Genomic DNA, 12,610 nt, shown 5'->3' with positions numbered 1-12,610 from the left:
CCATTATTGAGTCAACTCACAGCCAATTTACTTGGCTGTTTTGGTTGCTTTATCAATGATCGTTTTTAATCGGCCTTTAATGGCAGTGACCGCCAATGCTCGGTTATCAGCAAGATAGCGATCTTTAGCGGCGGGAGCGGAACTTTGAATCGCAATCAAAGACCAATCCTCGCCGTTTTTTAATATCAGTGGTGAGCCGCTATCACCTGGCAATGTGTCGCATTGGTGTGATAGTACGCCCTGCTGCGCCCAGCCAGTGACCAAGCAATCTTCATGGCTGTAGAGCGTTTCCAGATGGTCGAGAGGGTAACCTGCCTGAGTTATCTTGCGGCCAACCAGTTTAAGCGCTTGTGTCAATTCAATGGCGGTTCCATTCCACAGTGGTAATGGCTTAATCGGAATCGGCTTCTTGCTCGTTAAACGAATGAGTGCAAAATCATAGGCCGCCGCTGCCGGGGGAACAATCCAGCCGTCACCATCAGGTTTGAGTTTTTTGCCTAATTTGGCATCCACCAGCGTTTCCAGTTTTGTTATTTGATATTTCCATTGGCCTTTATCAGAAATAAATCTCAAGGCAATAGCAGGATCAATCTTACCCGGTGGGGCCAGTACGCAATGGCCTGCGGTGAGTGCGAGGTGAGGGGAGATTAATGTTGCCGTACAAAGGTTGCCACTGGCAGTTTCGATTTGTCCAATGGCTTGCCATGGCCATTGATTACTGCTCGTTATGGCGGTGCGATCATCTTTGCCGAAGAACAGGGTGGTTTGATCCGCAATAGCGCTGTCATCATCTGACTTATCCGCTGAGGGCAGGGCTAGCGCTGTAGAGATAGAAAGAGGTAATAAACTCAACAGAAGCAACGAAGATAAACGCATAAATTATTAGCCTTGCCTTTATTTACCGACTAAGGGGTTATCTACCAAAACACCTGATACCTTGCTGATTAAACTGATAATCATAGGTTCTGCTACCGCTAACTATAGACATAATTAGCCATGATGTATGTTGTCAGTAATTGATTTTCCGATAATTTAGAGCTGTATGGGCCGCTTTATTATCATTAGCCTGAAAACGTAATGAGCTCACCAATCTTAATTGACGCGTAAACCCCTATAAATAAAAAAATAGTGCGATCAGCCCGCACATCACCAGTGTAGCCAAAGTGATTTCGAATAAATAACGGCGCAGCATTATCAGCACTCCTGATAAAAAACACCCGGAAAACCGGGTGTTGAGTGAATCAGCTGTTACAGCTTAATCGCGAAGAGCCAGTTTCAGCTTTCCCAAGTTAAACCGGGCTATTTCGCGACCGGTACAACGGCCGGGGCAGATTTGCTGTGCGCCGCTTTTTTAGGGTGTTTTTTGGCAGCCTGCGCTTTTTGCATTGGGGCTGCTTTATCCATTTTTTTCATCGATTTTGTAGCTTTCTTGTGATGCACGGTTTTAGCTGGGGCGCTATGCGCTGCCGGCGTTGTCGCCATGGGTGCAACAGGTGGGGCGACAGTGTCGGCGGCAAATGCGACAGAGGAGATACCCAAGGTTGCGGCAACAATCAGAGCTAATACTGTTTTCATGATTTATTCCTCAGTTTTCTGTCTGTATATCGGCCCCGGTGGGTCGTTGAAATAAGAGTAGAGGAAATCCCTAATCCCTTCCGTGAGTCATTGGTTTCGGCATGTAACCGATTGTACAGGCACGATATAACAGCAATCGAAGACTGCTGAAAAAACCTAATGACTCGATCTGAAACGGTGAGGGCTGTCGGAAGAGTAAAGCGTCCGAGCCACGGACGGCGCGGCTCGAGCCTCCAGGGAGGGATTGACGGCGTCTTTACGATCCGCCAGTTCTCACCGCTGGAGACATTTTGCTAAGAATTTCAGTCAGCCCCTTTTTCAACCACTTTAGTTACAACATACAAATGGTTTCCCCTTAAATAAGCACACTTATGCCCCAGCATAGTCGTTTGAAATTAAGTGGGATTTATGCTTCTCAGGATGGAAAGGCCCGACTTGGGGGAAGAAGTCGGGCGCGTGTTTTAGTGGGGTCGCTTACAAATAGCGGCGCTCTAAATGTTGGCGGAAAAATCGCGGATTGAGTGGTTCACCCGTGGCTTTGGTGATCAACTCTGCTGTTGGGTAACGGCTGCCATGTTGCCAGATATTCTGTTGCAACCAGTTGAAGAGGGCGCTGAGATCGCCATTGGCAATACTCTGATCCAATCCGGGAATCGTATCACGAGCTGTTTGGAATAATTGTGCTGCATACATCGCCCCCAATGTATAAGTCGGGAAGTAGCCAAAAGCCCCATCTGTCCAGTGGATATCTTGCATACAGCCGTTGCGATAATTACCTTCCGTATTAATCCCGAGGTATTGCTGCATTTTCTCATTCCACAGCTCAGGAATGTCATCCACTTCGATTTCACCGCTGATCAGAGCTTTTTCAATTTCATAGCGCAAGATGACATGAGCTGGATAGCTCACTTCATCAGCATCAACCCGGATAAAACCGGTTTTGACGCGCTGATTTAAGGCAATGAAATTTTGCTCGGCTAATGCTGGCTGCTCACCAAATTGCTGTACAACCAGCGGGCGAATCACTTGTAGAAATTCGTTACTGCGGGCTAATTGCATTTCAAACAGTAGGCTTTGAGACTCATGAATGGCGGTTGAACGCGCATGGGAAATGGGTTGCCCTAACCATTCACGTGGCAAATTTTGCTCGTAACGGGCATGACCTGTTTCGTGCACAATACCCATCAGTGCGCTGAGGAATTCTTGCTCATTATAACGGGTAGTGATGCGAACATCTTGGGGAACACCACCGCAGAATGGGTGGACACTGACATCCACTCGGCCGCCATCAAAGTCAAAACCCAGCACTTTCATCACACTCAGCCCCAGTTGACGCTGTTTTTCCAGCTCAAATGGCCCCTGTGGAATCAGACAGGATTCGCTAGCCTGTTTGGCTGTCACTTTTTGCAATAGCGCCGGTAGCCATTGTTTGAGATCACCAAAGATACGGTCCAGATCAGCGCTGTTCGTCCCCGGTTCGTACAAATTTAGCAGGGCGTCATAACCGGATGTTCCGGCAGCCTGAGCACGAATCGCGGCTTCTTCACGACTCAGTTTGACCACTTCACGCAGATTTTCTGCAAAACCGGGCCAATCATTAGCAATACGTTGTTGCCGCCAGGCATGTTCGCATTTGGCTCCGGCCAATGATTTTGCCTCGACCAATGCTTCGGGCAGCAAAACAGCATTACTGTAATGGCGGCGCATTTCGCGCAAATTGGCCAGCTCAATATCATTCAGCGCTTCTTGGTCAGCCTGCTTCAGCCATTCACCGACCTGCTTGGTCGTTAGGATTTGATGTTGCAACACATTTAGCTCAGCCATAGCTTCTGAGCGCGCAAGATTACCTTTTGGGGGCATCATGGTTTGCATATCCCATCCGGCGATCGCCGACAGATGCTCAAAGCGGGAAAGGCGAGTGAAAGTAGTACGCAGGTGCTGATAAGCCGTGGTCATAGAAAACTCCATCAATCGGATAGGCAAATTGTATTTTTAGAGCTAATCACATTATTGGTACAAATCGTATTAATCATCTTGCTCGACGGGCAGCGACTGACGGTTTTTGACTGGCCAGCAAAAGCGGAAGCTGGCTCCACCCAATGAACTGGCATCGACGGAGATACTCCCCTGATACGCCAGTGCAATGGAGTGAACAATGGCTAAACCTAATCCACAGCCTCCGGTCGCACGATCCCGACTGGGGTCGAGGCGAACAAAAGGCTCGAAAACCCGAGCGCGCTCTTCGAGTGGGATGCCCGGCCCATCATCTTCAACTTGCAAGCAGGCGTTGTCACCATCAAACCACAATCCAATTCGCAGTCGTTTAGTCGAGTAACGGAGTGCATTATTGACTAGATTATCCAATACACGCTCCATCAACCGCAGGTCAACGTCCCCAAAGTCCCCGCGATGAGGGATATCAAGCTCGATCTCTCGCTCATGATGAATCATGCGCATATCCATCACTTTTGCCGTTAACCACGTGGGTAAATCTATCGGTTCTAGATTCAGGGAGACTTGCGGACGATCCAGACGAGCATAGGTTAACAGCTCATCAATCAGGGCTTCTAACTGACCAATATCGTGATTTAACGCCTGTTGTTCACTTTCAGTCAGGTTATCACTCATCGCCAAACGATAACGTAAACGGACCAGTGGCGTGCGCAGCTCATGAGCGATGCCGTCAATAAGCATTTTTTTGCTGACAATCAATTTGCTGATGTTGTCGGCCATTTGGTTAAACGCCAGCCCTAAGCGACTTAAACTGGAGGTGGGGTCAAAATGCGTTCGTTCGTCAAGATAACCCGCCCCCAGCCGTTGGGCCGCGTTCTCCAGTTTGAGCAAATCTTTCCAATGAGGCCGCATCCAAAGAAACACTGGCAACGCTAACGACATGCCAATCAAGATAAGCAGGGCTAAATCCAACAGTCGCATTTGATGCAGATAAAACAGGTAGGGCACTGGGCCAACGGCGAGGACGTAATGGCTACGGGGAATACGTTGCAGGAAGGTATATTCATCATCCAAAGCAATGATTTCACCCGCCCGTAGACGCTTATTCAATCGCTCACCCAGATCTCGCTTATCAAGAGGCTCTATATGCAATTGAAAAGAGAGATTTAAATCCAATGTAGCGATGGTTTTGTTCCAATCTTTTAGCGGAATCTCGCGCAGCTCACTGCGCATCAATGACAGTGAGCTTTTCATCAGATCATCCAATGACTGGCGACCCGCACGTTCAGCCGTGACTTTGTAGACCAGCCCAACCAGCATCGCCATCACCATAAAGCAGACGAATAGTAGCAAGAAAAACTGGATAAATAGCTTTCTCATTGCTGCACGGACTCCCAGGCATTGGGGGCGAACAGATAGCCTTTGTTGCGCACTGTTTTTATCCGGAATGGCTCGAGGGCGTTGTCGTAGAGTTTGCGGCGAAGACGCGAGATAGCCACATCAATACTGCGATCCATGCCGTCATAACTGACGCCCCGTAAATTTTTCAGTAGCGCTTCGCGATCCATGATGATTCCGGCATGGGTGGCCAACTCCCACAGTAAATCAAAATCAGAGGTCGATAAGGTAATCTCTTCGTCGCTGAGATTGACTTGCCGATTCACCGGGTCAATGCAAAGTAAGCCAAAATGGATGGCATTATGGCCCGTCAGCGGCGGACTCATGATCTCCTTCGGCTGCTTCTGATGGTATTGGCGCAGGTGTAAACGTAATCGTGCTAACAATACGGCGGGCGGAGTCGTTTTCAGAATATAGTCATTAGCGCCCATCTCGAGGGAGAGGATATGGTTCATATCACTGTCCAGCGAGGTCAGTAATACTATCGGGCCGTCATAATGGGGTCGCAGATCACGGCAGAGTGTCATCCCATCTTTACCGGGCAACATCACATCAAGTAGCACCAGATCGGGTTGTTGATGTTCGATAACCGCTTGGGCTGTGTCGCCGCGAGGCTCAATAAACACATCAATATCATGCTTGCCAAGATAGGCTGCGATCAGTTTTCCGACCTCAGGGTCGTCTTCTACAAAAACTATTTTTGTCATGTTTTTCAGTTTATAAAAGTGGCCGGAATTCAGGATAGCCTGCTGTTCGATGCAATACCATGCACGTAATCTATACAACTTGTTATTAATGCTGATGACGGATTGCTAGACAACAGGCGAGCCATTTCATTATATTAATACAAGTGATTGTATCGTCATCTCTATTTAGTTGCGCCCATCGTTTATATCTCAATACCGCTGATTAATGAATAGCTGTATCGTTCAGCTAAGGACTGAAGGATGAGTGGCGAAAACACCAGTGCGTCAGCGCACAGTGAAAAAATTTGCTTCGATTACACGGATTTTCTGGCAGCGTCATGCAAAAAACGCTGGGGTTTCATTGATGCGATTTATGGTGTCATGCCGATTTTTGGGATGGTGGTAAAGTCGAAAGCTGAATTAGAGAAGACGCCTCAAGAGCGGCTAACGGCTTTGGCGCTACAGGTCTTGTCCACCCAACTCAGTGATGAAACCAATATTATTCGCTTGATTCGATTAGCCGAACAGCAAGGGATAATCCTGTTGGATGTCCAACTGCCTTACCCTTTGGAAACGGCTCAGCTTGGTATGATTAAGCAAAAATTCCCGCTTTCGATGGGGCTAAGTCAGAAGGGCGAATGTTTATCTGTGGATTTATCTGGCGCAGAAAATAGTTAGTCTTTGTTTTTCGATACCTATTATTCAGATGGACAGAGGCTGTCGGGCTGTAAAGCCACGCAACATCTGCCCATTTGAGTGATCAACTGCCCATTTTATTCCTTCAGTGCATCATGAACCAGGTCGCGGGAAGGGTCGCCACCAATACCAGACAAATCGCCACACGCTCCACTTTGTTCAGCAGCCGAAGCCCTTCGTGGCCTTTGCGTGCATAAATAAACACCAGCAGTCCGGGGGCGTAGAGCAGCGCGGACAACAGCAGATACACCAATCCGGCGGCATAAATCAGCCATAAACCATATAAGCAAGCACCACTGGCAACCAGAATCAAACGCCAGTCCTGACGTTTCAGCGCCACTTTGAATAAGAAAGCGCCCACCAGGAAATAGGGTACCAGAATCATTTCCGATGCAATCGTGAGTAACGTGTTGTAGTTGCTGCCTGTCAGCCAGATCAGAACCAGCGCCGCTTGCACTGCGCAGTTGGTTAGCCACAGTGATTTTGCCGGTGAATTATGCTTATTCTGATGACTGAATATTTTAGGGAATGCGCCGTGTTTAGCCGCAACCATCGGCACTTCAGCCGCCATAATGGTCCAGCTAAGATAAGCACCACACACCGAAATAATCAGCCCCGTGGCGATAATCACCTCTCCCCAAGGGCCGATCATCTCGACCATAATGCCCGCCATTGAGGGGTTGCGCATACCCGCTAACTCAGCACGTGGCACCACGCCGAGAGACAGTAGGGTAATCAGCAAGTAAACACAGAGCGCCGAAATGACCGCCAACATAGTGGCACGGCCAACATCTCTCTTGTTGCGCGCTCTGGCAGAGACCACCACCGCACCTTCTACACCAATGAAGACCCACAGAGTAATCAGCATGGTGTCTTTCACTTGCTGCCAAACCGGCGTGTGCAGGGCAATCCCGGTAAAATCAAAGCTAAATGTATCGAGGCTGAAAGCAAAACCGGCCAAAATGATAAAGCCGCCAATGGGCAACAGTTTTGCCAGTGTTGCCGCCATATTGATGCTGGCCGCCGTTTGAACGCCCCGTAAAACCAGCGCGTGAACTAACCACAGCAGGAAGGAGGCACCCAGTAGTGCTTGCCAAGTATTGCCCTCACCGAAGATCACACTGCCCGATTTATCGGTAAAAAAGCTCAGTGCAGCAAAAACAATCACTAAATAAGATACGTTGGCAATCACCGCGCACAGCCAGTATCCCCATGCAGAAAAGAAGCCGACCAAGTCGCCAAACCCCTCTTTGGCGTAGGTGAATATGCCGCCATCCAGTTCAGGGCGCAGGCGCGTCAGCAATAACATGGCAAACGCCAGAAAAATGATCCCGACGCCAGTAATACTCCAACCAATAAGTAATGCCGCCGGACTGGCAACTTCAGCCATATTTTGCGGCAGGCTGAAGACACCTGCACCCAGCATAGAGCTGAGGACTAGCGCGGTGAGCGCAGTCAGGCCAAGTTTTTTTTCCAATTAGGGTTCCTGATTTTGCGTATTAATGAATGGTTACTGGCTTGTAAACAGCATTATATGAGGCGAATTGATCAATATTTGACAGATAATAGGCCCGAATTTTTGGGGGATTTTACGGAGTGATAAGCCATCATGCAATGATTAGTTATGCGATTTAGGCAAAAAATTATTCAGTCAATGTTGGTGAGAGAAAAGAGCATGAGAGGGAGTGATAAAAAAGGGCAGCGCGTGGCTGCCCTTACTGTGCTTATCGTGACAATCAAACGATTATTTGAACAAGTCAGCGCTGACGCTCAGGTTACCACCGCTTTGGTTCTGCCACTGGCGAGTCACATGATAATACTTCGCCCCTTTAGCCGCCGCGCGTTTCGCGACTTCATGAGAGACGTCGGTCATGCTGTTGTAGTGACCACTGAAGCTAATGGAGTCAAACGGCACCATTTGCGCAGCGGTGGTGTTGCTCAACTCTTGGATTTGCGTGCCATCCGCCAAGGTGACGGTGTAACGCTTGCCGGTTGATGATTGCGTTTCGAAGAAACGGCCGACATCAGCACTTGGTGTCCCTGAAGAGGCCACACCTGGAATTTCAACATTGGCTGCTGCTGCGCCACCCGCTGCCAATGCAGCACGGCCCGCATCTGAATCCGCAGGAATAGCATCCGGGCTTTGTACCGCACGTTTTGCCGCATCTTTTTTATAGATATAAGCGGTCACAAACTGGTTGCCGCCTTGGTTCGCATCAACCTGACGCACGATGAAGAAAGAGTAAGCGCCTTTCTCTTTTGCGGCTTTAGAAATGGCATCGTTAATATCAGGCTGGCTACGGAAGAAGCCGCTGACTGAAACGGTGTCATAAGGTTGTAGTGCAAAAGCTTCTGCTTTTGGCAACTCTTTCACACCGTTAAAGTCACGATACTGGGCCTCTTTGCTCACTTCCGGTGCATCGTTATGATAAACATCGGCCGTTACACGCCAGTTGCCGCCATTATTGTTGCTGTTGATATCCTGAATATAGAAGGAGTCTGCACCCAATTTATCAGCTCGGCGGGATACCGCATCAGCTGCTTCATTGATTGCATTAAATCGGCCAGTAATGGTAATGCGATCAAATGGCTTAATGGCTGCTGCTTGCTCTGGTGCGAGTTCTTTTGCCGCATGTGCAGCAGAAAGCGCAGTGAGTGATAGCAATGCCGACGCGATGATCGTGTATTTCAGCTTCATAAAAAATCCTTTCGCCTTGCGCATTAACGTTGATACGTGCGGAACAATTGATGTGTAACAGAATAGCGGATGATTATTACATGTAATAATGGCGGGTGTCTCAGCAATTTATATGACTTAGTATATGAATACTGAAGTTTCGCCATTGGGACTTTACATTAAGAATCTGGATAAGCTTTACGAATAATGGCTTTAACGTCATAAGTGCTGTTTATTTACATTTTTCTAACCTAATGCCGCGCCATGACTGGGCTGCCTGATTATCGCGAGAGTGGTTATTCTTGCGCAAAGTTGCAGGACAAGCCGCTAGTAAATATAATTTTTATAGTGAAATATAGAGAGTTCTTTCCGCCTGCCAGTTTTAGTGCAAAAACTGCATCAGAAGCACATACAGATATGGATCATCAGTCACATTTTCAGTAGGTTATAGGGAGCTATAGCAAAGCAGGTTTGTCAGTCTATAGGCAGGATGGCAATACTCATCATCAAAGACAGGTAAAAGGGAACATTATGCGTATTGGTGTACCAAGAGAGCGGTTGGCCAATGAAGCCCGTGTCGCAGCAACGCCGAAAACGGTGGAACAACTGCTGAAATTAGGCTTCACCGTGGCGATTGAAAGCGGAGCTGGTCATTTAGCCAGTTTTGACGATGCAGCGTACCAGGAAGCGGGTGCCACCATTACGGATACCACCGATGTGTGGCAATCCGACCTTATCCTCAAAGTGAATGCGCCCCTTGAGGAAGAAATTGCACTGATGCGTGCCGGGAGCACCTTGGTCAGCTTTATCTGGCCAGCTCAGAACCCAGAGTTGCTGCAAAAACTGGCCGAGCGCCAAGTGACTGTGTTAGCGATGGATTCAGTGCCGCGTATTTCTCGTGCACAATCCATGGATGCGCTTAGCTCTATGGCGAATATCGCGGGTTATCGCGCCATTGTTGAAGCAGCTCACGAGTTTGGCCGTTTCTTCACCGGGCAAATCACCGCAGCCGGTAAAGTTCCTCCGGCGAAAGTGGTCATTATTGGCGCGGGTGTTGCCGGATTGGCAGCTATCGGTGCGGCAGGGAGCTTGGGTGCCATTGTCCGTGCTTTTGACACCCGTCCGGAAGTCAAAGAACAAGTCCAGAGTATGGGCGCTGAATTCCTCGAGCTGGATTTTGAAGAGGAAGCGGGCAGTGGTGATGGCTATGCGAAAGTCATGTCGGAAGCCTTTATCAAAGCTGAAATGGAGCTGTTTGCCGCGCAAGCCGCTGAAGTGGATATCATCGTCACCACCGCCTTGATTCCGGGCAAACCCGCGCCGCGATTGATCACCAAAGAGATGGTGGCATCAATGAAATCGGGCAGCGTGATTGTCGATTTGGCCGCGCAAACCGGGGGGAACTGTGAATTGACCGTCGCCGATAAAGTGACCGTCACCGAGAATGGCGTAAAAATTATTGGTTATACTGATTTACCTAGCCGTTTACCGACTCAATCATCCCAGCTATACGGAACCAACCTTGTTAACTTGCTGAAATTACTCTGCAAAGAGAAAAATGGCGAGATTGACATTGATTTCGAAGATACCGTGATTCGCGGTGTGACTGTGGTGAAAACCGGTGAAGTGACTTGGCCTGCGCCGCCTATTCAGGTGTCAGCGCAGCCTCAGGCAGCGAAAGCCGCGCCGATTGTGAAAGAAGAGGCTAAACCGACATCACCATGGCCTAAATACATCATGATGGCACTGGCGATTGTGCTGTTTGGTTGGTTGGCGAATGTGGCCCCGAAAGAGTTCTTATCTCACTTTACAGTCTTTGCACTGGCGTGTGTGGTTGGATATTACGTGGTGTGGAATGTCAGCCATGCGCTGCATACCCCATTGATGTCAGTGACTAACGCCATTTCCGGCATTATCGTCGTCGGCGCATTGTTGCAGATTGGTCATGGTGGCTGGGTGAGTTTCTTATCCTTTATTGCCGTGCTGATTGCTAGCATCAACATTTTTGGTGGCTTCACTGTCACCCAGCGTATGTTGAAAATGTTCCGTAAAAACTAAGTTTTATAAAATCCGAGTTTTGTAAAATCAGAGTTTTGTAAAACCTAGATTATTAAAAACTGAGTTGATAACGCTGAGTGAATAAAAATAATGTTATACAAAAATAAAGGGGTAACTGATGTCTAGTGGTCTCGTTACAGCTGCGTACATAGTTGCTGCGATTTTATTTATTTTCAGTTTGGCTGGGCTGTCGCGCCACGAAACATCCAAACAAGGTAACAGCTTCGGTGTGGCAGGGATGGCTATCGCGCTTATCGCCACCATTCTTGGGCCGGACTCCGGTAATGTTGCTTGGATTATTATTGCCATGGTGATTGGTGGTGCCATTGGTATCTATCTGGCGAAGAAAGTCGAAATGACCGAAATGCCAGAACTGGTGGCGATTCTGCACAGCTTCGTGGGTCTGGCGGCGGTTCTGGTTGGCTTCAACAGCTATCTGGATCACGGCACGACCGTCATGGATGCGGTGATGGTGAACATCCATCTGACCGAAGTGTTCTTGGGCATCTTTATCGGTGCGGTAACATTTACCGGCTCTATTGTCGCTTTTGGTAAATTACGCGGGATTATCTCATCCAAGCCGCTGATGCTGCCACAACGCCATAAATTGAATCTGGTGGCGCTGGTTGTTTCATTCTTACTGATGATTCTGTTCGTCAAAACCGATAGCCTTGCTCTGCAAGTAGTCGCGTTGTTATTGATGACTGTGATTGCGCTCGGTTTTGGTTGGCATTTGGTGGCCTCGATTGGCGGCGCAGACATGCCAGTAGTGGTGTCGATGCTGAACTCCTACTCCGGTTGGGCAGCGGCGGCGGCGGGTTTCATGCTGAGCAACGATCTGTTGATCGTGACCGGTGCTTTGGTGGGTTCTTCTGGTGCGATCCTGTCATACATCATGTGTAAAGCGATGAACCGCTCGTTTATCAGCGTGATTGCCGGTGGTTTCGGCACCGATGGCTCCTCTACCGGTAATGCCGAAGAGATGGGCGAATATCGCGAAACCAATGCGGAAGAAGTGGCTGATCTGCTGAAAAATGCAAGTTCAGTGATCATCACTCCAGGCTATGGCATGGCGGTCGCGCAGGCACAATATCCTGTGGCTGAAATCACGGCAAAACTGCAAGCTCGTGGGATCAAAGTGCGCTTTGGTATTCACCCAGTTGCGGGTCGTCTGCCTGGTCATATGAACGTGTTATTGGCTGAAGCGAAAGTCCCTTACGACGTGGTGCTGGAGATGGATGAAATCAATGATGATTTCCCAAGCACGGATGTGGTGCTGGTAATTGGTGCCAACGACACGGTTAACCCAGCCGCACTGGAAGATCCGCGCAGCCCAATTGCGGGTATGCCGGTGTTGGAAGTGTGGAAAGCGCAGAGTGTCATTGCTTTTAAACGTTCAATGAACACCGGCTATGCTGGCGTGCAAAACCCATTGTTCTTTAAAGATAATACTCAGATGTTATTTGGCGATGCCAAAGATAGCGTAGAAGCCATTTTACGCGCGCTGTAATGATTCCGTAGTGCAGATAAAGGGCCACATGATGTGGCCCTTTTTTTTACTTAATAG

11 protein-coding genes are annotated in these 12,610 nt (G+C 48.7%); 3 read left to right on the top strand and 8 right to left on the bottom strand.

Going from position 1 to position 12,610, the window contains the following annotated elements:
• Window positions 1-27: 27 nt before the first annotated feature.
• From HRD69_RS15900 to rstA, 6 genes are all read right to left on the bottom strand, one after another.
• Window positions 28-876 carry a trypsin-like serine peptidase gene (locus HRD69_RS15900; protein ID WP_004874318.1) on the bottom strand — a complete coding sequence of 283 codons (849 nt, stop codon included), beginning with the start codon at window positions 874-876 and terminating at the stop codon, window positions 28-30.
• Between the two features lie 235 nt (window positions 877-1,111).
• Complete coding sequence (gene ydgU / locus HRD69_RS20880; RefSeq protein ID WP_455433213.1) at window positions 1,112-1,192, bottom strand: small membrane protein YdgU; 81 nt, start codon at window positions 1,190-1,192, stop codon at window positions 1,112-1,114.
• A gap of 107 nt (window positions 1,193-1,299) precedes the next feature.
• Window positions 1,300-1,575, bottom strand: a complete 276-nt coding sequence (gene asr, locus HRD69_RS15895) for an acid resistance repetitive basic protein Asr (protein WP_004874320.1) — start codon at window positions 1,573-1,575, stop codon at window positions 1,300-1,302.
• 474 nt (window positions 1,576-2,049) lie between these two features.
• Window positions 2,050-3,531 carry a carboxypeptidase M32 gene (locus tag HRD69_RS15890; RefSeq protein WP_032813660.1) on the bottom strand — a complete coding sequence of 494 codons (1,482 nt, stop codon included), beginning with the start codon at window positions 3,529-3,531 and terminating at the stop codon, window positions 2,050-2,052.
• Between the two features lie 69 nt (window positions 3,532-3,600).
• Window positions 3,601-4,908: a two-component system sensor histidine kinase RstB gene (gene rstB, locus HRD69_RS15885; protein WP_032813661.1), complete on the bottom strand. Its 1,308-nt coding sequence runs from the start codon at window positions 4,906-4,908 to the stop codon at window positions 3,601-3,603.
• Entirely contained in the window at window positions 4,905-5,633 is a 729-nt protein-coding gene (gene rstA, locus HRD69_RS15880; protein WP_032813663.1) for a two-component system response regulator RstA, read from the bottom strand. The genes rstB and rstA overlap by 4 nt, the downstream gene beginning before the upstream one ends.
• A gap of 240 nt (window positions 5,634-5,873) precedes the next feature.
• Here rstA and HRD69_RS15875 point away from each other — a divergent pair, with 240 nt between their 5' ends.
• Window positions 5,874-6,290 (top strand): hypothetical protein, encoded by a 417-nt coding sequence (locus tag HRD69_RS15875; protein ID WP_004874324.1) that lies wholly within the window; start codon window positions 5,874-5,876, stop codon window positions 6,288-6,290.
• 103 nt (window positions 6,291-6,393) lie between these two features.
• Here HRD69_RS15875 and HRD69_RS15870 read toward each other — a convergent pair whose 3' ends face one another.
• Together HRD69_RS15870 and ydgH are read right to left on the bottom strand one after the other, a co-directional pair.
• Window positions 6,394-7,785, bottom strand: coding sequence for an amino acid permease (locus HRD69_RS15870; protein WP_004874325.1), 1,392 nt, complete (start codon window positions 7,783-7,785; stop codon window positions 6,394-6,396).
• A gap of 267 nt (window positions 7,786-8,052) precedes the next feature.
• Window positions 8,053-9,006, bottom strand: coding sequence for a DUF1471 family protein YdgH (ydgH, locus tag HRD69_RS15865; protein WP_032813664.1), 954 nt, complete (start codon window positions 9,004-9,006; stop codon window positions 8,053-8,055).
• 510 nt (window positions 9,007-9,516) lie between these two features.
• Between ydgH and pntA the strand changes: the two genes are divergently transcribed.
• Together pntA and pntB are read left to right on the top strand one after the other, a co-directional pair.
• Window positions 9,517-11,043, top strand: coding sequence for a Re/Si-specific NAD(P)(+) transhydrogenase subunit alpha (gene pntA, locus HRD69_RS15860; protein ID WP_004874328.1), 1,527 nt, complete (start codon window positions 9,517-9,519; stop codon window positions 11,041-11,043).
• 118 nt (window positions 11,044-11,161) lie between these two features.
• Window positions 11,162-12,553: a Re/Si-specific NAD(P)(+) transhydrogenase subunit beta gene (gene pntB / locus HRD69_RS15855; RefSeq protein ID WP_032813665.1), complete on the top strand. Its 1,392-nt coding sequence runs from the start codon at window positions 11,162-11,164 to the stop codon at window positions 12,551-12,553.
• The last annotated feature ends 57 nt before the right edge of the window (window positions 12,554-12,610 follow it).

It is taken from the genome of Yersinia mollaretii ATCC 43969 (assembly GCF_013282725.1).
In the GTDB taxonomy this organism is placed as follows: domain Bacteria; phylum Pseudomonadota; class Gammaproteobacteria; order Enterobacterales; family Enterobacteriaceae; genus Yersinia; species Yersinia mollaretii.
The sequence above is the reverse complement of the archived record's forward strand: the minus strand, read 5'-3'. Positions and strand labels throughout refer to the sequence as shown.

Coding starts and splice junctions, on each gene's coding strand:
- HRD69_RS15900 (WP_004874318.1), bottom strand. CDS start 876: ATGCGTTTATCTTCGTTGCTTCTGTTGAGTTTATTACCTCTTTCTATC.
- ydgU (WP_455433213.1), bottom strand. CDS start 1,192: ATGCTGCGCCGTTATTTATTCGAAATCACTTTGGCTACACTGGTGATG.
- asr (WP_004874320.1), bottom strand. CDS start 1,575: ATGAAAACAGTATTAGCTCTGATTGTTGCCGCAACCTTGGGTATCTCC.
- HRD69_RS15890 (WP_032813660.1), bottom strand. CDS start 3,531: ATGACCACGGCTTATCAGCACCTGCGTACTACTTTCACTCGCCTTTCC.
- rstB (WP_032813661.1), bottom strand. CDS start 4,908: ATGAGAAAGCTATTTATCCAGTTTTTCTTGCTACTATTCGTCTGCTTT.
- rstA (WP_032813663.1), bottom strand. CDS start 5,633: ATGACAAAAATAGTTTTTGTAGAAGACGACCCTGAGGTCGGAAAACTG.
- HRD69_RS15875 (WP_004874324.1), top strand. CDS start 5,874: ATGAGTGGCGAAAACACCAGTGCGTCAGCGCACAGTGAAAAAATTTGC.
- ydgH (WP_032813664.1), bottom strand. CDS start 9,006: ATGAAGCTGAAATACACGATCATCGCGTCGGCATTGCTATCACTCACT.
- pntA (WP_004874328.1), top strand. CDS start 9,517: ATGCGTATTGGTGTACCAAGAGAGCGGTTGGCCAATGAAGCCCGTGTC.
- pntB (WP_032813665.1), top strand. CDS start 11,162: ATGTCTAGTGGTCTCGTTACAGCTGCGTACATAGTTGCTGCGATTTTA.